Raw genomic sequence first — 20046 nt, 5'->3', positions numbered from 1 at the left:
CAGAGGGGGATTTCTACGATGAAAGTGTCCAATGTAACGGTCCGGCGACGGTTGTTTATTGTGCTTATTTTGGCCGGAGTGGCGTTTATCGCCTTATGTCTAAGGCTTGGCTACGTACAGCTGTACAAGGGTGCCGAGCTTGCGGAGAGGGCGGAGGATTCTTGGCGGCGCAATATCCCTTATGTCGCCAAGCGCGGCGAGATATGGGACCGTAACGGCGTTCAGCTGGCCTATAACATAAGTACGCCGACTGTGTGGGCGATCCCTGTGCAGGTGAAGGAGAAGGAACAAACGGCCGCGACGCTTGCGCCACTTCTGGATATGTCCGAGGAGGCGCTGCTGAAGAAAGTCAAGATGAAAGAACGGATCGTACAGCTCGGACCCGGTGGGAGAAAGATGACTCCGGAGAAGGCGAACGAAATCAGAGTGTTAAATTTGCCCGGCATCGTGGTGGCCGAAGACAGCAAACGTCATTATCCTTTCGGCAGCATGGCGGCGCATATGCTCGGATTTACCGGGATCGACAATCAAGGTTTAACCGGTATCGAGTCGAAATATAACGATGCCTTAACCGGCATCAAGGGCAACGTAACGTATTTGTCTGATGCCGCGGGCCGTCAAATGCCCAATTCTTCCGATACGTACATGAAGCCGCAAGAAGGGCTGACGCTGCAGCTGACGATCGACAAGGATATTCAAGCCGTCATGGAGCGAGAGCTTGACCAGGCGATGACGGGCTTGCAGGCGGACAGCGTCATCGCGATCGCGATGAATCCGAAAAACGGCGAGATTCTGGGGATGGCGAGCAGGCCGACCTACGAGCCAGACAAGTACCAGGAAGTGCCGAGCGAGGTGTACAACCGCAATCTGCCGATCTGGATGACGTACGAGCCGGGTTCCACGTTTAAGATTATTACGCTGGCGGCGGCCTTGGAAGAAAACAAGGTCAATTTGAAAAACGAACATTTCTTCGATCCGGGCGCGGTTGAGATTGGCGGCGCAAGGCTTCGATGCTGGAAGAAAGGCGGGCACGGCAGCCAAACCTTCCTCGAGGTTGTCGAAAACTCCTGCAACCCGGGTTTCGTCGCGCTGGGCAATCGACTTGGCAAGGAAACGTTGTTCCAATATATTAAAGACTTCGGCTTCGGCACGAAGACGGGTATCGACATCAACGGCGAAGAGAACGGCATTCTGTTCAAGCTAAGCCAAGTCGGTCCGGTCGAGCTTGCGACCACGGCCTTCGGCCAAGGCGTATCGGTGACGCCGATCCAACAGATCGCGGCGGTCTCTGCGGCCATTAACGGGGGGACGCTCTACAAACCGCATGTGACGAAGGCGCTCATTAACCGAGAAACAGGAGAAACGGTGCAGGAGGTTGAGCCCGAAGCGGTCCGGACGGTCATTTCCGAAGAAACGTCGAGGAAAGTGCGAGAAGCATTGGAAAGCGTCGTCGCGAAAGGTACCGGGCGCAATGCGTTTATCGACGGCTACCGCGTGGGCGGAAAAACGGGTACGGCGCAGAAAGTCATTAACGGGCGGTATTCGCCGAATGAGCATATCGTGTCGTTCATCGGATTCGCGCCGGCGGACGATCCGGAGATCGTGATTTACGTCGCCGTCGACAACCCGCAAGGTATCCAGTTCGGCGGACTGGTCGCCGCGCCGATCGTTCGCAATATTATGGAGGATGCCCTCACCATTATGGACATTCCGCCGCGCGAAAAGCAGATCGATCGCCTCTACAAGTACGGCGAGACGCCTGTCGTGACGGTTCCGAACCTGATCGGCAAGAGCGTCGCCGATCTGTACGAGGATCTGAACATGAACTTTAACCTCACCTCCGCTGGCTCCGGCAAGGTTGTCATCCGGCAAGCGCCCGCGGCGGGCGCGCGGGTCGAGCGCGGCTCGACGATCCGGATTTATCTGGGCGACGAGGACGATATCGAGCATCCCCACTAACCAAGCGGGCCATTAACGCGTTTGCTCTGGGCGGCATATAGTATTCCGTCAGAGTAATCGAGGGAGGCTTGAAAGGGATGCGTCTACGCGATCTTAAGGATTTGCTCGTTACCGCGCGGTTGATTGGAGACGGTGAGACGGAGTTTACGGGGATGGAGAAGGACTCGAGGCGGGTGGCGCCGGGTCAGCTGTTCGTGTGCGTGCCGGGATTGAAGGCCGACGGCCACGCGTATGCCGGGGAGGCGGTGAGCCGCGGCGCGGTCGCGATCGTCACCGAATGGCGATTGGAGCTGAACGTCCCGCAGCTGCTCGTCAAAGATTCGAGACTCGCGACGGCCGTCATCGCGGACTACTTGTACGGCTATCCGAGCGAAAGCGTCAGGCTCATCGGCGTAACGGGCACGAACGGCAAGACGACGACGACCTATCTCATCGAAAAAATATTGAACGACAACGGCAAGCCGGCCGGAGTAATCGGCACCATCGAACGAAGGTACGGAGGGCGCGCGTATCCGATGGGGAGCACGACGCCGGAGGCGCATGATCTTCAGCGTTATTTGGGGGAGATGCGAGATAGCGGCGTGAAGTTTTGCGCAATGGAGGTATCCTCTCACGCGCTTGAGCAAGGCAGGGTGAAGGGCTGCAAATTCCGCACGGCGATCTTCACGAACCTGACGCAGGATCATCTGGATTACCATGGAACAATGGAGCGTTATGAGGACGCCAAAGGACTGTTCTTCTCGCGTCTCGGCAATTCGTACGCCAGGCATGCGGAAGATCGGACGTTCGCCGTCCTGAACGCGGATGACGATGCGTCGGCTCGGTTCAGCATGTTAACCTCCTCCGAAGTGATCACGTACGGCATCGAGCGCGACTCAGACGTTCGGGCCAGCGATATCCGCATCACGGCCAAAGGGACGACGTTCCACGTGAGCACCTTCCGCGGTGAAGGGGATATCCGGCTGAACCTGCCTGGCAAATTTAATGTCTATAACGCGCTTGCGGCCATCGCCGCGGCGCTGCTCGAAGGCATCGGGCTCGATGCGATTACGGTCTCGCTTGCATCGATTCCCGGCGTGCCCGGCAGGGTGGAAAGCGTGGAAGCGGGACAGCCGTTCGCCGTCATCGTCGATTACGCTCACACGCCCGACGGGCTGGAGAACGTTCTCAAAGCGGTCAGAGAATTTGCGGAGAACCGCATCTTATGCGTTTTCGGCTGCGGAGGAGACCGTGATCGGAAAAAACGCCCGCTTATGGGCCGAATCGCCGCCGACTATGCGAACTATATGATCGTGACTTCCGATAATCCCAGGACGGAGGATCCACTGAGGATCATCGGCGACATCGAAGCGGGCCTCAAAGAGGCGGGCGTAGCCGCTGAACGGTATGCAATCATACCGGATCGGAGGCGCGCGATTGAAAAAGCGGTTGAAATGGCAAGCCAAGGCGATGTAGTATTGATTGCGGGGAAAGGTCATGAAACCTACCAGTTGATCGGCGGGGAGGTTCATGATTTCGACGATCGATTAACGGCAAAAGACGCGATAAGGGGATTGTTACATTGATTAAACGTACGATAGGACAAATCGCGGCCATGTGCGGCGCAGTTCGCCAAGGTGGCCATCACGATACGCTTCTGACCGGAGTGACGACCGATTCGAGGAGAACCGGCGGGGGGGAGCTGTTCGTCCCGCTCGTCGGGGAGAGGTTCGACGGCCATGATTTTGCGGCGCAGGCCGCTGCGAACGGAGCCAAGGCGATGCTATGGCAGAAAGGCCGCGACATTCCGGCGGATCTGCCGGACGTGGCCTTCCTGATCGTGAAGGATACGCTTGAAGCGCTGCAGCGGCTTGCTTCCACTTACCGGAACGAGCTGACGGTCCGCGTCGTCGGCATTACGGGCAGCAACGGCAAGACGACGACGAAGGACATGACGGCCGCCTTGTTGTCCGCCAGTTACTCGGTATTGAAGACGGAAGGAAACTTGAACAACCATATCGGCCTTCCGCTGACGCTGCTGCGGCTGGAAGAGGAAACGGAAGTCGCCGTCCTAGAGATGGGCATGAGCGGCTTCGGAGAGATTGAATTGCTTACGAAGCTGGCTTCGCCCGATCTCGCGATCATTACGAATATCGGCGACGCTCACATGCTGCAGCTCGGCTCTCGCGGCGGCATCGCGAAGGCGAAGCTCGAGATCGCGCTTGGCCTGGGCGAGAGCGGCGTATTGCTTTACAACGGCGACGAGCCGCTGCTGAGGGAAGGGCTGGCGGGCATGATGCTGCCCGAAGGGTTAACGCTTCGGACGTTCGGCCTCGGTCCGGACAATGAATGGTCGGCGGAGCAGATCGAGCTTTATCCGGATAGCAGCGCCTTTGCCGCGATGAACCGAGGTCAAGTCAGCAGCGTAGGGTCCGTTCATATTCCGGTACCCGGCCGTCATAATATTAGCAATGCGCTTGCCGCGATCGCGGCCGCCCGGTTCTTCGGCGTGCCGGCGGAGAAGATCGCGCAGAGCTTCCGGCAATTGAAGCTGACAAGCATGCGGATCGAACCGTCGAAAGCGTTCAACGGAGCGGTCATTCTGAACGACGCCTACAACGCGAATCCAACGGCCGTACGCGCCGCGATCGACTTGGTAGGCGGTTTGAAAGGGTTCCGCCGCAGATGGGTCGTGCTCGGCGATATGCTCGAGCTCGGACCGGAGGAAGCGGAGCTTCACCGCGGGATAGGTGCGTATTTAACGCCGGACTCGGCAGAAGGCGTGCTGACGTACGGTTCGTTATCGGCCAACACGTCCGAGGGCGCGAAGGCCAGCCTCCCTGAAGCGGATCAAGCAGGCAACGTGCGTCACTTCGACGACAAGGATCAGCTGGCGGAGTGGCTGAAGGATCAACTCCTTCCGGAAGACCTCGTTCTCGTGAAGGGCTCGCGAGGAATGCGGATGGAACAAGTTGTCCAAGCTTTGGAGAAGGGGTGAAGACATGGACATGATGGTCATACTTTTTTCGATCGGCACTTCATTCTTAATAGCGGTTCTGCTCGGACCATTGTTCATTCCTTTGCTCCGACGACTGAAGTTCGGCCAGCAGATTCGCACCGAGGGTCCTGAGAGTCATCTGAAGAAAAGCGGCACGCCTACGATGGGCGGCATCATTATCATGATCGCGCTCATGATCGCCTTCCTGCGATTCTCCGACAAGTCCAGCGAATTCTGGGTGCTGCTGACGGCCTCGCTCGGATTCGGCCTCGTCGGATTTTTGGACGATTATATCAAAATCGTATTTAAGCGCTCGCTCGGTCTGACGGCTAGGCAGAAGCTGTTCGGTCAGCTGCTCTTCTCGGTCGTCGTTTGCGCGTTGCTGTACAATATGGGCCACAGCACCGAAATCATGATTCCGGGTACGGACCTTGGATTCGATCTCGGTTGGTTCTACTATCCGCTTGTCGTTATCATTATGTTCGCGGCCAGCAATTCGGTCAATTTCACCGACGGCTTGGACGGACTGCTCGCAGGAACGAGCGCCATCGCGTTCGGCGCGTTCACGATCGTGGCGCTGCAAACATCCGCGTATGAATCAGCGGTGTTCTCGGCCGCGATGATCGGAGCGGTGCTTGGTTTCTTGGTCTATAACGCGCACCCGGCCAAGGTGTTCATGGGCGACATGGGCTCGCTCGGCATCGGCGGCGGCATCGCGGCCGTGGCGATCCTGACGAAGACGGAGCTGCTGCTCATCGTCATCGGCGGCGTGTTCGTCATCGAGATGCTGTCCGTTATTTTGCAAGTCAGCTCCTTCAAACTAAGAGGCAAACGAATCTTCAAGATGAGCCCGATCCACCATCACTTCGAGCTGGTCGGCTGGTCCGAATGGAAGGTCGTTACCGTGTTCTGGCTCGTCGGCCTGCTCCTTGCGGCTGTCGGCGTTCTGTTCGTTATCTAATAACCAAACGCTAGGGCGGTTCTCGCTTACGGGAGCCGCTTCCTGTGTACATAGAAAGGATTGTCGCTGCATGAACCATCCGGCAGACTACCGGGGCCGGCGCGTCGTCGTGCTCGGTCTTGCGAGAAGCGGCGTCAGCGTCGCCAAGCTATTCCATAAGCTGGGCGCCGACGTCATCGTCAATGACAAAAAAGAAAGAGCAAACAGCCCCGAAGCGGACGAACTCGACGCTTTGGGCATTTCCGTGTTATGCGGTTACCATCCGGACGACCTGATCGACGAGCGTACCGCGCTGCTGATCAAAAATCCGGGCATCCCGTACGGCGCGCCTCCCGTGCGCCAAGCGCTGGAGAAAGGCGTGGAGGTCGTGACGGAGGTGGAAGCCGCCTATCTGATCTCGCCAGCCCCGATCATCGGCATTACGGGCTCTAACGGCAAGACGACGACCACGACATTGATCGGCATGCTGCTGGATGCGGCGGGAAAGCAGCCCATCGTCGCAGGCAATATCGGCCTGCCGCTTTGCGAAGCCGTCCAGGACGCGAAGCGAGATAACTGGATCGTCGCCGAATTGAGCAGCTTCCAGTTGAAGGGAACGCAGTCGTTCCGTCCGCGCATCGCGCTTCTGCTAAACCTTGCGGAGACGCATCTCGACTACCACGGAAGCATGGAAGATTATTTGGCTTCCAAGCGGAAGCTGTTCGCGAACCAGACCGAGGCGGATACGGCCGTACTGAACTGGGATGATCCGGTCTGCCGCGAGACGGCGGAAGGATTGAAGTCCAGGCTCCTGCCGTTCTCCCTTTACGAGAAGCTGGAGGAAGGCGTGTGCATAGAGCCGCCTTTCGCGCGCGATACGGTCGAAGGCAGCGACGGATTGGCCGATACGGGTATCGAAGCTGAGCGCCGCAAGATCGTATATCGCGGCCCAGCATCCGAAGGCGGTTCGGAGACCGTCATTATGCCGGTCGACGAGCTCGGCATTCGGGGCCGGCACAACGCGGCCAACGCGATCGCCGCTATCGCGGCATGCCTTGCCGCCGGAGCCGAGCCGGCCGCTCTAGCAGAGCCGCTGCGCCTCTTCAAGGGCGTGGAGCATCGCCTCGAATACGTCTGCGAGAAAAACGGCGTGACGTTCTACAACGATTCCAAAGCGACCAATCCGACGGCGACAACGATGTCCGTCCGGTCGCTGAACAACCCGATCGTATTGGTCGCCGGAGGGCTGGACCGGGGTTCGGACTACATGGAGCTGCTGCCGCTGTTCAAGGAGCTCAAAGGGCTTGTGGCGCTAGGGGAAACCCGCTCGAAGCTGGAGCGGGTGGCGGGCCTGGCAGGTTTAACCAAAGTGGAATCGGTGAACGCTGAGAAGGACGCCGAATCCATGCTCCGCGAAGCGGTCTCGCGCGCCTTCGCGATGGCGGAGCCGGGCGATGCCGTGTTGCTTTCGCCGGCTTGCGCGAGCTGGGACATGTTCGAGTCCTACGAACAGAGAGGGAGCATGTTTAAACAATCGGCGCATACCTTGTAAGTAGGGGGCCTGTCCCTACTTTCCCATGCTAAGAGGTGTGTTCGCTATGGCTAAAGCGCGTTCTGCCCCCGATATTTGGCTATTCGCCGCCATTGGGCTTATTCTTGCAATCGGTCTCGTTATGGTATATAGCGCGAGCGCGGTGCTCGCGCTCCATGAGTTCGGGGATCGGTTTTATTATGTGAAACGCCAGCTCTTATTTGCCGGACTCGGCATCGGCGCGTTACTATTTACGATGAACGTTCATTATACTGTCTGGAAGAAGTGGGCGCCCATGGCGCTGATCGTTTGCTTCGGGCTGCTCGTCATCGTCTTGGTCCCCGGCATCGGCGTCGTCCGCGGGGGAGCGAGAAGCTGGCTCGGCATCAGTTCCTTCGGCATACAACCGTCGGAATTCATGAAGCTTGCCATGATTTTGTTCTTATCGAGGTGGCTCTCGGAGAAACAGCAGACCATTACGTTGTTCACGAAAGGTCTCATGCCGCCGCTCGGACTCGTCGGGCTCGCGTTCGGGCTGATCATGCTTCAGCCCGATCTTGGCACGGGTTCGGTCATGGTGGGCGCATCCCTTATTTTGATTTATACGGCAGGCGCGCGGATGACTCATCTCGGGGGTCTTGCGATGGTCGGCGTCGTCGGCTTCGTAGGACTGATCCTTGCGGCTCCTTACCGGTTGCAGCGCATTACGTCGTTCCTGGATCCTTGGGCGGATCCCCTCGGCGGCGGTTATCAGATCATCCAATCGCTCTTCGCGATCGGGCCAGGCGGACTTGTGGGTCTCGGCCTCGGCATGAGCAGGCAGAAGTTCAGCTACTTGCCCGAGCCGCAAACCGACTTTATCTTTTCCATTCTGGCTGAAGAGCTCGGCTTTATCGGCGGAGCGACGATCATCCTTTTGTTTCTTATTGTCGTCTGGAGAGGCATCCGGACGGCCATCGCGGCGCCGGATACGTTCGGCAGCTTCCTGGCCGTCGGTATTACCGGCATTATCGGCGTTCAGGTGCTCATCAACATCGGAGTCGTCATCGGCATGATGCCTGTCACCGGCATTACGCTGCCGCTTGTCAGCTATGGGGGCTCATCGCTCACGCTACTGCTTACGGCGCTTGGCATTTTGCTGAATATTTCGCGTTATTCGAGGTGAGGACGAAATGCGTATCGCGCTTTCCGGAGTCTCCTAGCTTAAAGCGGCGTACACTAGCCTGCTCTATAGGCGTCTGTCACACAACATGTTAGCAGGGCATAAGATACCTTATATTCGCGACCGTCACCTGCGGGAGCGGAAGATCACAATCGATTTGCGGCGAATGGCAAGATCCGCAGCAATGAAGGAGGAAGTCGTAATGGAAGCATGTATAGCGGAACTAAGGGAATCGGCAGTCGGCGAGCTGCTGCTTAACGAACCGCTTTCGAAGCACACTACTTGGAAAATCGGCGGACCGGCCGACTTGTTAATCCTTCCACGGAGCAAAGAACAACTGATTACCGCAGTCAAGCTGCTGCATAAACACGAGGTGCCTTGGACGAACCTGGGGCGCGGCTCCAATATGCTGGCTAGCGACAAAGGGATTCGCGGCGTTGTGATCAAGCCGTCCGGAGGTCTCGATTTCGTGCGTTTCGAAGGCTCGTCAGCGATCGCTGGCGCGGCCTATTCATTCATTAAGCTGTCTGTCATGGCAGGCAAGGAGGGCCTCACCGGGCTGGAATTCGCAGGGGGAATTCCCGGCACGGTCGGAGGAGCCGTCTACATGAATGCGGGAGCGCATGGATCGGATGTGTCGCGTATTTTCAAGTATGCTGACATTGTTCTGGAGACAGGGGAATTGGTTCGTTACGGCCTTGAGGATATGGGGTTCTCATACCGGCATTCTATCCTGCACGAGAAAAAAGGCTTTGTCGTGGAAGCCGGCTTCGAGCTGGCCGAAGGCGACCGGATGGAGATCGCTTCGGCGATGGCTTCATTCAAAGAACGGAGACTTAGGACGCAGCCGCTGCAGATGGCCTGCGCGGGAAGCGTATTCCGCAATCCGCCCGGCGACTATGCCGCGAGGCTCATCCAGGAGGCGGAGCTGAAGGGCTTTGCCATCGGAGGCGCGCAGGTGTCCGAGCAACACGCCAATTTTATTGTAAACACCGGGCAAGCGACAGCTAGAGATGTACTCGCCCTCATGTCCCACATCCAAGGCACCGTGGAAGCGCGCTTCGGCGTGAAGCTGGTGCCGGAAGTACTGGTGGTGGGCGAGCGGTAATTCGGAGGTGATACATTGGACAAATTGGTGATTGAAGGCGGGAAACCTCTCTCAGGATCCATAGTTATCCAAGGAGCGAAAAATGCCGCTTTGCCGATATTGGCTGCCAGCCTGCTGGCCGAAGGCACGATCACGTTGGATTCGGTGCCTCGACTGCTGGATATCGATGTCATGCTAAACATTTTACGCGAATTAGGATGCCGCGCCGAGCATATCGGAGAAACGGTCGTTCTCGATACGACCGCCATTCATACGTCCCATGTGCCGGAGACATTGATGAACAAGATGCGTTCCTCGATTTTCCTCATGGGACCGCTGCTCTCGCGCTTCGGCGAAGCGCAGGTCTACCAGCCCGGGGGCTGCGCGATCGGAGAGAGAAAGATTGACCTGCATCTGCAAGGCTTGCAAGCGTTAGGCGCCGAAATCGAGGAGATCGGCAACCGGATCGTCTGCCGCGCGGAGAAGCTGCAAGGTTCAGACATTCACTTAAGCTTCCCTAGCGTAGGCGCGACAGAAAACATTATGATGGCTGCCGTCCTCGCCGAAGGCCGCACGACCTTGACGAATGCGGCGAGGGAGCCGGAAATTCAGGATTTGCAGCGTTTCTTGAACGCCATGGGCGCCAAAATCATGGGCGCCGGCACGGACACGATTACGATTGACGGCGTTGCCGAACTTACCCCTTGCCGCTACAAGGTCATTCCCGACCGTATCGTAGCCGGCACCATCATGGTTGCCGCCGCCGCTACCCGCGGAGCGGTCACGCTGCAAAATACCCAGCCCGCCCACCTATCCTCTCTTATCCATGTTCTGCGCCGCGCAGGTGTTCAAATCGTCGTTGACGGTGATATAATAAAGGTTGATAGCGCCGCTAGGCCGAAGTCGATCGAACGGATCGTTACCTCGCCATATCCGGCATTCCCGACCGATCTGCAATCCCAGGTGATGGTTTTGCTCACGCTTGCGGAAGGGGTCAGCGTCATGAAAGAAACGATCTTCGAAGGTCGCCTCAAGCACGTCGACGAGTTGTCACGCATGGGCGCGGATATCCGCGTCGACATGAACGCGGCTTTCATCCGCGGAGTGGCGCGTCTCTACGGCGCTACCGTCGAAGCGACCGACCTTAGAGCCGGAGCCGCGCTCGTCATCGCGGGACTCGCGGCGCAGGGTCGGACGATCGTCGAGCAAGTTCATCATATCGACCGCGGCTATGACCGGATCGAGACGATGCTGACGAAGCTGGGAGCCCGGATATCCCGTTATTCACCCGTGCCTAATAAGGAAATGACTAGATGACATCATGCAGTTAGTTCGAAGCGTTCGGCTTCCTCGCGAGATCATGCCGGGGAGGCCGGCGTTTTGCAGGAAAGAGGGACAAGTCATGAGCAACGGTATGCCGGTGCTTAAAGAACCCGCTCGCAAACGCAGAGGCAACAAGAAGCTGCTTGCCGTTCTGTTTCTATTATTCGTGGCCTTGCTTGCTGTGTTGTTCTTTAACTCATCGATCAGCAAAATATCCGAAATCCAAGTGACCGGCATGGCGCATACGTCGAAAGAGCAGATCGAATCGGCGGCCGCCGTCGGAATCGGCGACGCCTTCTTCCAGACGCCTTCCGCCGAAATCGCAAGCCGCGTCGGCAAGCTGCCGGAAGTGGAATCCGCCAAGGTCATCAAAGTATTCCCCGGCGTCATCAAAATTGCGGTTCAGGAGTATCCCGTCGTCGCGTTCGAGCTAACCCCGGAAGGCGAATTGCAAGCGCTTCTCTCGAGCGGCGCAAGCGTCGAAGCCAAGCTGGAAGGCAATCAACTAATGGACAAGCCGATCCTCTCCGGCTGGAAGGCCGACGATCCAGTCAAGCGCGAGCTGACGAAGCAGTTGGCGCTCATCCCGCAGAAGCAATTGTCCGATCTGTCCGAGATCGCCCCGATTCCTTCCAAGGCCTATCCGGACCGGATTCGAATGTATACGCGCACGAAGTTCGAGGTCATAACCGCGGTGTCTGTCCTGCAAGAGAAGATAGAAGCGCTGAACGCGGTTATCGAGACGCAGGAGCCGGGCAAAATTACGATGCTGCTCGCCGATACGTATGTCCCATTCCATACAGATGATCCAGAAAATGTACAATCCGAATAAAAATAGACTACTCAATCCATTCAAAGAATGGTAGAATTTGAGGTACTAGCTTTGAGCAAGGTTCCAATAACGGCGCAGGCTCCCGGCGATATCGGCGCCTTCGCCGAGTTGCGCAAATCCATCTTTCGACAGCAAAAATAATAATTATGAAAAATTTGTTGAAAAAAGAGGGAAACCACTAAATACGTTGAATATGTAGAGAGACTTAAATCAAAATGATAAGAATTTATAAGTTTTGCACCTTATGCGATGCTTATAAACACACATATTATTATCGGAAACGGAGGTGCCGCGAGTTGAGCAGCAATGACATCATCGTCAGTTTGGACATCGGTACATCCAAGGTTCGTGCTATTATTGGCGAAATGAACAATGGAGCCATTAATATTATTGGAGTTGGATCTGCCGACTCGGAGGGTATTCGCAAAGGAGCAATCGTCGATATTGACCAGACCGTGCAGTCGATCCGCGCAGCGGTTGAACATGCGGAACGCATGGTCGGCATTCAAATATCTGATGTTTACGTCGGGATTCAAGGCAATCACATCGCGTTGCAGACGAACCATGGCGTCGTAGCTGTATCCAACGAGGACAGGGAAATCGGAGAAGAAGACATAGAGCGCGTGCTGCAGGCGGCGAAGGTTGTGGCGCTGCCGCCGGAGCGCGAAATTATTAATCTGGTGCCGAAACAATACTTGGTGGACGGGCTCGAAGGTATATCCGATCCAAGAGGGATGATCGGCGTTCGCCTAGAAGTGGAAGCGACGATCGTCACCGGAACGAAGACGGCCATACATAACTTGATGCGCTGCGTCGAGAAAGCAGGTCTTCGAATTTCCGGCGTCATTCTGTTATCCTTGGCTTCCGGCATGATGTCGCTGACGAAGGACGAGCGGATGATCGGTACCGTGCTAACGGATATCGGCGCCGGCTCTTGCACGATTGCCATCTACGATCAGGGCGGCTTGTCCGCCGTCTCGACGCTGCCGATCGGCGGGGAATTCGTGACGAACGACATCGCGTACGGACTCCGCACGCAGAGCGATCAAGCGGAGAAGTTTAAGCTGAAGTACGGCTGCGCGAATATCGCGGATGCGGCGGAAGACGTTAGGTTCAAGGTTACGCGCATGGGCAGCAATCTCGAGAAGGAATTTTCGCAGAGGGATCTTGCAAGCATCATCGAACCGCGGATGCAAGAGATTTTCCATCTGATTCGTCAAGAGGTGCGCCGTCTTGGCTACGGCGACAAGGTGAATGGTTATGTGCTGACCGGCGGCGCCGTCGCATTGCCAGGAACGCTGGCGCTCGCCCAAGCGGAACTGGAAGCTTCGGTCCGTATTGCTTTACCCGACTACATAGGCGTGAAGGATTCTGCGTTCAGCAGCGGAGTCGGCATGATACAATACGTGTCGAAATATATGGGAGTACGAGGAGCCGGCGTCGTCAAAAAGGCGGCAAGCCGCAAAGCAAGTCCCGCAGCTTCAACAAAACCCGGTATGTTTGAACGGATCAAGAATATGTTTAACGAATTTATTTGACTTTGACTGGGGGACTATGAGAAATGTTGGAATTCGACATGGAGCTTGAAACGCTCGCTCAAATAAAAGTAATCGGTGTAGGCGGCGGCGGAAGCAACGCCGTTAACCGCATGATCGAGAATGGCGTGAAAGGCGTAGAGTTCATCACGGTGAACACGGACGCGCAGGCGCTGCATCTCGCCAAATCCGAACATAAACTGCAAATCGGCGATAAGCTGACGCGCGGGCTTGGCGCGGGGGCGAATCCGGACGTAGGCAACAAGGCTGCCGAGGAATCCCGCGAAGCGATCAGTAACCAACTGAAAGGCTCCGATATGGTGTTCGTAACTGCCGGTATGGGCGGCGGCACAGGTACGGGCGCGGCTCCGGTCATCGCCGAAATCGCCCGCGAATGCGGCGCGCTTACGGTAGGCGTCGTTACCCGCCCGTTCACGTTCGAAGGACGCAAACGGTCCAGCCAAGCCGAGAACGGCATCGAAGCGCTGAAGGAAAAAGTAGACACGCTCATCGTCATCCCGAACGACCGTTTGCTCGAGATCGTCGACAAGAAGACGCCTATGCTCGAAGCGTTCCGCGAGGCGGACAACGTGCTTCGTCAAGCCGTGCAAGGCATCTCCGACCTGATCGCCGTTCCCGGCCTCATCAACCTTGACTTCGCTGACGTAAAAACGATCATGACGGAACGCGGCTCGGCCCTGATGGGGATCGGAATCGCGGCAGGCGAGAACCGCGCCGCGGAAGCCGCGCGCAAAGCCATTATGAGCCCGCTGCTGGAGACGTCGATCGACGGCGCTCGCGGCGTGATTATGAACATTACCGGCGGCAGCAACTTGTCGCTGTACGAAGTGAACGAAGCGGCGGAGATCGTCATCTCCGCGTCCGATCCGGACGTGAACATGATCTTCGGCGCGATCATCGACGAAGACCTGAAGGACGAGATTAAGGTAACTGTGATCGCGACCGGCTTCGAAGCAAAGTCCTCGCCAGCGGCACAGCGCAAAGTCGGCGCGCAGCCCGTCGAGCAAGCCGAAGCAAGACCTTCCCAAACGGCGTCCAGCGTAAAGCCGTTCGGCTCCGGCGTATCCAGCGACCAGTTGGAAATTCCGGCGTTCCTGCGCAAGCAGCCGCGCGACAGATAGTCCGTAACGTATGCAATAACGCCCTCTCGGCATGGCCGAGGGGGCGTTTTTTCTTTTGGATCTCGACAAAAAAAGATACCTGGGGTCGTCATGAATAGACAGACTTTGAAATAGGATTACCATATACTAGTCTCAATCGTTTCAGCGGGCATCCACATGCGGAGCAGCCGTTCCGATAGGGTGGAAGGGGATGGGCATGGCGGTTTACATCGATATCTTATTCCTGCGCGAACTGCTCGTTGACGGCGCAGTCCTGCTAACGACCGCTTGGGCTTGCAATATCAGGGCAAAGCCTTGGCGCGTGCTCGCGGCTTCCGCATTCGGCGCTTGTTATGTTGTGCTCATGTTATTTCCTCAGCTGTCATTCCTGTTCACGCTTATCGTCAAAATTGCGTTCTCGTTCTTCATGATATGGATCACCTTCGGATTTCATTCCCTGCAGCGATTCGTTAGGACGACCGCGGCGTTCTATGCCGTTAATTTCGTCGCCGCCGGCGCGGTGCTCGGACTCTATTATCTGTTCATGCAGGGTTCGGGGGATGTGTGGAGGACCATATCGTTTTCCGGCGGCAGCGTTCATGCGGAGCTGAAGCTGGGCATCTTCTATTTTGCCGCGGCCTTCGTTATCGGATTATATGTATACCGGTCCGTTCTGTCGCAGAAGCGCGAGAAAGAGTTGATCGGTACGCATCTCGCGGAGGTTATGATCACGATCGGCGATCAGCGGTACGGATGTATCGGCCTGATCGATACGGGCAACCAGCTGTACGACCCGCTTACCCGCACGCCCGTCATGGTAATGGAAGCGTCGAGGTGGGAGGCGGAAATTCCCGAGATCTGGATGAAGGGCATTCGCGACGCGCAAGTCGACCGGCTCATCGCCGGGGCAGATACGGAGCCGTTCCCATGGCAGGATCGGATGCGGCTCGTTCCGTTTCGCGGGGTGAACCGTGGTTCACAGTTCATGCTGGCGGTCAAACCGGATTCGGTTCAAATTACAAGAGAAGGGCAGGTGTTCGAAACAAGCAGGGTTCTAATCGGGTTAGACGGCGGCAAGCTGACAGCAGATGGGACGTATCAAGCGATTATCCATCCGTCTATGGTACAACCGTAACAAGTATCCGCATAATTCATCAGGGGAGGGATGGGCCAGATGCTCGTCAAGTACAAACTCGTTCTGCAGTTATATTATTATCGAATTTTATTTTTATTCGGACTAAAAAGCGAAGAAATCTATTATATCGGCGGAAGCGAAGCGCTACCGCCCCCGCTCACCCGCGAGGAAGAGGAGTACTTGCTCGAGAAGCTGCCATCCGGCGACTCCGCCATTCGCGCCATGCTGATCGAACGCAACCTGCGCCTTGTCGTCTACATTGCCCGCAAGTTTGAGAATACCGGCATCCACATCGAGGACTTGGTCTCCATCGGCGCGATCGGACTTATCAAGGCGGTTAATACGTTCGATCCGGAGAAAAAAATCAAGCTAGCGACATACGCTTCCCGCTGCATCGAGAACGAAATCCTGATGTATTTACGCCGCAACAGCAAGACGAGGACGGAGGTTTCGTTCGACGAACCGCTTAACATCGACTGGGACGGCAACGAGCTGCTGCTGTCGGATGTGCTCGGCACGGAGAACGACACGATCTACCGCAACATTGAAGAGCAAGTGGACCGCAAGCTGCTGCACAAAGCGCTGGACAAATTATCAGAGCGCGAGCGGATCATTATGGAGCTTCGGTTCGGCCTTGCCGACGGCGAAGAAAAAACGCAGAAGGACGTCGCCGATATGTTAGGCATCTCCCAATCGTATATTTCGCGGCTGGAGAAACGAATCATCAAACGCCTCCGCAAAGAATTCAACAAAATGGTTTAAGGAGGTAAAAAAGTCCACTTTTGATCACGAGGTTTCTCTTAGAAGCATATTCGACGTCAAATATTGAATTCAGCCGAAACTTCCGTTCCTCACGTAGCTCTGCTACGCTCCGGTACTCAGTTTCTAGCTTCATCCAATCTTCTCGGTGCTGAAAACTGAACTTTTTTACTTCTATTGGAGATCGAGAAATTCAAACAAGCTTTGTCGAAGGATGTCGGGATAAGGAATAAAATGAAGACCCAGGGAGATAATGAACATTAATGTTGCTCCTTGGGAGGTAATCACGTTGACCCGAAACAAAGTCGAGATCTGTGGAGTGGATACCGCGAAACTGCCTGTACTGACCAATGTCGAGATGCGAGAGCTGTTTACGGCGTTGCAGACCAGGAACGAGTGGGCAGCAAGAGAGAAGTTGGTTAACGGCAATTTGCGTCTCGTGCTCAGCGTTATTCAACGGTTTAACAACAGGGGAGAGTTTGTGGACGACCTATTCCAGGTTGGCTGCATCGGACTCATGAAGGCGATTGATAATTTCGACCTTAGCCAGAACGTCAAGTTCTCTACGTATGCCGTGCCGATGATCATCGGTGAAATTCGGCGATACCTGCGTGACAACAACCCGATCCGGGTATCCCGGAGCCTCAGGGACATCGCGTACAAGGCGCTTCAAGTGCGCGACAGCCTAACGAACAAAAATTCCCGGGAACCGACGATCTTCGAAATATCCGAAGCGCTTAACGTGCCGAAGGAAGATGTCGTATTCGCACTGGACGCGATTCAGGATCCGGTCTCGTTGTTCGAGCCGATCTATCATGACGGCGGCGATCCGATTTACGTCATGGACCAGATTAGCGACGACCGCAACAAGGACGTGTCCTGGATCGAAGAGATCGCCTTGCGGGAGGCGATGCACAAGCTGAATGACAGGGAGAAAATGATCTTGTCGATGCGGTTCTTCGAAGGCAAGACGCAGATGGAGGTTGCCGACGAGATCGGCATCTCGCAAGCTCAAGTGTCGAGACTGGAGAAGTCGGCCATCCAGCAGATGCAGAAACATGTCAAGACGTGAGAAAGTAAACATGAACGGCAATCGCTCGGCCATACAAGCTCATGCAAAATCCTTCGTTCCGCCTAAGCGGGACGAGGGATTTTTTGCTAGGTCCGGACATAATGGGCAATTGGCTCATATACTAAAAGAGGGACATAAAAGGACGCGGGAACCGTGACCAATTCCGCCGGAAGAGTGGTGAGCGAGGATGAAAATATCGGATTTCCAATCGAAGGACGTCATCAATATCGTGGACGGGAAAAAGCTGGGCCATATTAGCGATCTGGAACTCGATTTGCGACAAGGCAGAATCGATTCGATCGTTGTTCCCCAAGTAACGAAGGTGTTCGGGTTTTTCGGCAACGGTGGCACCGAAGTTGTGATCCCGTGGCGCAATATCGTCAAGATCGGTGCGGACGTCGTACTCGTGCGGATGGACGAATCGAAGGCGCTGCGCGGCGAAGAAGACGATTTGCATGCGCGGACCTAAGCGTATACACTTGACGTAGAGGGCCCTTGGCCGATCGGAGAGTCGGGCCTTACGATTGTTTTATTAAGAGGTGATGGGATGGAGCCGTTCAAAAAAATAGATGCCGCAGCGAAGGAACCTTCGCTTTTTTTGTTGTCCGAATGGATGAAGGACGAGGCGCGTTTGACCGCCGGCTTCTCCGGAAGAGAAGGAGGGTCAAGCTCCGCGCCATGGGCAAGCCTGAATATCGGGCTTCATGTGGGCGACGAGGAGCGCGATGTCATCGCAAACCGCCGCAAGCTGACGGAGGCGATCGGATGGCCGTTCGAGGCTTGGACATGCGCGGAGCAAGTGCACGGCAATGCCGTCTACCGAGTAAACGCGGAGGATCGGGGCCGAGGCCGGCTTTCGATGGCGGATACGATCGCGAATTACGACGCCATCATGACGAATGAGCCAGGCGTCCTGTTGACTTCTTTTTATGCGGATTGCGTGCCGCTGTACTTCTATGATCCGGAGCGCCAGGCGGTGGCGCTGGCGCATGCGGGCTGGAGAGGGACCGTGGCGGGCATTGCCTCGGAGACGATACGGGCGATGGCAGCAGACTATGGAACAAGGGCCGAGGGGCTGCTTGCCGCGATCGGTCCGTCGATCGGCGATTGTTGCTACGAGGTGGACGGGACGGTTATCGCGGAAGTTGAGCGAGTCATAAGCGAGCTGGGACTTGATGCGGCTGTTGCCGGCAACTGCATGAAATCGCGAACGAACGGGAAAGCAAGGATCAACTTGAAAGAAATAAACCGACAGATTATGATAAAAGCAGGAATTTTGCCGACTCGTATCGAAATAACCAATTGGTGTACAGGATGTGAGAGGGATTTCTTCTTCTCCCATCGTATGGAAGGCGGCAAGACGGGCCGGATGGCCAGTTGGATCGGAATCGCAGAAGGGTGATTGTTCGAAATGTCCATACAGGATCGCATACAGCAGGTCGAGCGGAGAATAGAGGCGGCATGCCTTCGTTCCGGCCGCAGAAGAGAAGACATACAGATCGTTGCCGTAACCAAATACGTGTCCCTGGAACGGACGATGGAAGCGTACGAGGGCGGCCTTAGCCATCTTGGCGAGAACCGCTGGCAGGATGCCGAGTCCAAGTGGCAGGCGCTTAGTGAAGAGCGATTGCCGGAACCGGAAGGCGGCAAACCCGTCTGGCATTTCATCGGTTCCCTGCAGAGTCGGAAAGCGAAGGACATCGTCGGCAGATTCGACTACATCCATTCGCTGGACAGGCTGTCGCTTGCGGAGGCGATTCACAAGCAAGCCGAGCGGCTGGGTACCCGCGTGCCTTGTTTCATCCAGGTGAACGTCTCCGGGGAGGCGAGCAAACACGGCATCGAGCCTGGCGAGCTGCTTCCGTTCTTGGAAGCGCTGCAGGCCTACCCGGCCATTAAGCCAATCGGCCTCATGACGATGGCGCCGTACGAGGCGGAGCCCGAAGCGACCAGACCGGTCTTCCGGGCGCTGCGCGAGCTGAGGGACGAGGCGCGAGAAACATCGGCATTCGGACAGGAATTGAATCATTTATCCATGGGGATGTCCGGCGACTTCGAGGTTGCGATCGAGGAAGGTGCGACCTGGATCCGGTTGGGCAGCATTCTGGTAGGGAAAGAGGAGGATGAACAATGAGCGTGATGAACCGATTTATGAATTTTCTTGGCTTGCAAGAGGAAGAAGAAGTCGTGGAAAGAGAACGCGTCGTGCAGTCCGAAGAGCAAGAACCTGAAACGTCTCCCTTCGAGACGCGTAGAAACAATAGGAACAGCTCGATCGGCGCAGCAACCGCAAGCAGCAATGTGGTGAGCATCCACTCCCAGAAGAACGTGCGCGTCGTGCTGAGCGAGCCTCGGAGTTACGACGAAGCGCAGGAAATCGCGGATCATCTTCGTTCCAGACGTTCGGTCATCGTCAATTTGCAGCGCGTGCGCAGCGATCTTGCCCTTCGGATTGTTGATTTCCTAAGCGGTACGGTATACGCTTTAAGCGGCAGCATCTCGAAACTTGGACCGAATATTTTTCTGTGCACGCCGGAATCGGTGGAAATTCAAGGCGCCATTACGGAAATGCTGGCCGAGGAGAACGATTACACTAGAATGAGGTGACCTTGA

The 20046-nt window shown here is 56.2% G+C and carries 18 protein-coding genes; all 18 read left to right on the top strand.

What is annotated here, in order from left to right; all coding sequences use genetic code 11:
• Positions 1 to 18: 18 nt before the first annotated feature.
• The 18 genes from RB620_RS05905 (at position 19) to RB620_RS05820 (ending at position 20040) form a co-directional block, all read left to right on the top strand.
• Positions 19 to 1959, top strand: a complete 1941-nt coding sequence (locus RB620_RS05905) for a stage V sporulation protein D (RefSeq protein ID WP_308092692.1) — start codon at positions 19 to 21, stop codon at positions 1957 to 1959.
• 77 nt (positions 1960 to 2036) lie between these two features.
• Positions 2037 to 3524: a UDP-N-acetylmuramoyl-L-alanyl-D-glutamate--2,6-diaminopimelate ligase gene (locus RB620_RS05900; RefSeq protein ID WP_308092690.1), complete on the top strand. Its 1488-nt coding sequence runs from the start codon at positions 2037 to 2039 to the stop codon at positions 3522 to 3524.
• On the top strand, positions 3521 to 4936 hold the full coding sequence (locus tag RB620_RS05895) for a UDP-N-acetylmuramoyl-tripeptide--D-alanyl-D-alanine ligase (RefSeq protein ID WP_308092688.1): 1416 nt from the start codon (positions 3521 to 3523) through the stop codon (positions 4934 to 4936). Before RB620_RS05900 ends, RB620_RS05895 begins: the two co-directional genes overlap by 4 nt.
• A gap of 4 nt (positions 4937 to 4940) precedes the next feature.
• Positions 4941 to 5897: a phospho-N-acetylmuramoyl-pentapeptide-transferase gene (gene mraY, locus RB620_RS05890; RefSeq protein WP_308092686.1), complete on the top strand. Its 957-nt coding sequence runs from the start codon at positions 4941 to 4943 to the stop codon at positions 5895 to 5897.
• Positions 5898 to 5967: 70 nt separating this feature from the next.
• A complete protein-coding gene (murD, locus tag RB620_RS05885) occupies positions 5968 to 7428 on the top strand; it encodes a UDP-N-acetylmuramoyl-L-alanine--D-glutamate ligase (protein ID WP_308092685.1) in 1461 nt (486 codons plus the stop codon).
• A 46-nt stretch (positions 7429 to 7474) separates the two neighbouring features.
• Complete coding sequence (gene spoVE, locus RB620_RS05880) at positions 7475 to 8572, top strand: stage V sporulation protein E (protein ID WP_308092684.1); 1098 nt, start codon at positions 7475 to 7477, stop codon at positions 8570 to 8572.
• 199 nt (positions 8573 to 8771) lie between these two features.
• Positions 8772 to 9677: a UDP-N-acetylmuramate dehydrogenase gene (gene murB / locus RB620_RS05875; protein ID WP_308092683.1), complete on the top strand. Its 906-nt coding sequence runs from the start codon at positions 8772 to 8774 to the stop codon at positions 9675 to 9677.
• A gap of 15 nt (positions 9678 to 9692) precedes the next feature.
• Positions 9693 to 10973, top strand: a complete 1281-nt coding sequence (gene murA, locus RB620_RS05870) for a UDP-N-acetylglucosamine 1-carboxyvinyltransferase (RefSeq protein WP_308092681.1) — start codon at positions 9693 to 9695, stop codon at positions 10971 to 10973.
• 85 nt (positions 10974 to 11058) lie between these two features.
• Positions 11059 to 11811, top strand: coding sequence for a cell division protein FtsQ/DivIB (locus RB620_RS05865; protein ID WP_308092679.1), 753 nt, complete (start codon positions 11059 to 11061; stop codon positions 11809 to 11811).
• Between the two features lie 296 nt (positions 11812 to 12107).
• Positions 12108 to 13349, top strand: coding sequence for a cell division protein FtsA (gene ftsA, locus RB620_RS05860; RefSeq protein WP_308092678.1), 1242 nt, complete (start codon positions 12108 to 12110; stop codon positions 13347 to 13349).
• 23 nt (positions 13350 to 13372) lie between these two features.
• Positions 13373 to 14488: a cell division protein FtsZ gene (gene ftsZ / locus RB620_RS05855; RefSeq protein WP_308092676.1), complete on the top strand. Its 1116-nt coding sequence runs from the start codon at positions 13373 to 13375 to the stop codon at positions 14486 to 14488.
• Between the two features lie 190 nt (positions 14489 to 14678).
• A complete protein-coding gene (spoIIGA, locus tag RB620_RS05850; protein WP_308092674.1) occupies positions 14679 to 15602 on the top strand; it encodes a sigma-E processing peptidase SpoIIGA in 924 nt (307 codons plus the stop codon).
• A gap of 39 nt (positions 15603 to 15641) precedes the next feature.
• Entirely contained in the window at positions 15642 to 16364 is a 723-nt protein-coding gene (gene sigE / locus RB620_RS05845) for an RNA polymerase sporulation sigma factor SigE (protein WP_308092673.1), read from the top strand.
• Positions 16365 to 16650: 286 nt separating this feature from the next.
• On the top strand, positions 16651 to 17433 hold the full coding sequence (gene sigG / locus RB620_RS05840; RefSeq protein ID WP_087567858.1) for an RNA polymerase sporulation sigma factor SigG: 783 nt from the start codon (positions 16651 to 16653) through the stop codon (positions 17431 to 17433).
• 187 nt (positions 17434 to 17620) lie between these two features.
• Complete coding sequence (locus RB620_RS05835) at positions 17621 to 17902, top strand: YlmC/YmxH family sporulation protein (RefSeq protein ID WP_308092671.1); 282 nt, start codon at positions 17621 to 17623, stop codon at positions 17900 to 17902.
• A gap of 78 nt (positions 17903 to 17980) precedes the next feature.
• The gene (gene pgeF / locus RB620_RS05830; RefSeq protein ID WP_308092670.1) at positions 17981 to 18835 is read left to right on the top strand and encodes a peptidoglycan editing factor PgeF; all 855 of its coding nucleotides are present in this window, start codon (positions 17981 to 17983) and stop codon (positions 18833 to 18835) included.
• A gap of 9 nt (positions 18836 to 18844) precedes the next feature.
• Positions 18845 to 19567, top strand: a complete 723-nt coding sequence (locus tag RB620_RS05825; RefSeq protein WP_308092669.1) for a YggS family pyridoxal phosphate-dependent enzyme — start codon at positions 18845 to 18847, stop codon at positions 19565 to 19567.
• The gene (locus RB620_RS05820) at positions 19564 to 20040 is read left to right on the top strand and encodes a cell division protein SepF (RefSeq protein ID WP_308092667.1); all 477 of its coding nucleotides are present in this window, start codon (positions 19564 to 19566) and stop codon (positions 20038 to 20040) included. Before RB620_RS05825 ends, RB620_RS05820 begins: the two co-directional genes overlap by 4 nt.
• Positions 20041 to 20046 lie beyond the last annotated feature (6 nt).

It is taken from the genome of Paenibacillus sp. LHD-117 (assembly GCF_030929555.1).
Lineage (GTDB): Bacteria > Bacillota > Bacilli > Paenibacillales > Paenibacillaceae > Pristimantibacillus.
Note: the sequence above shows the minus strand (reverse complement) of the source record. Positions and strands in the feature narration are given on the sequence as shown.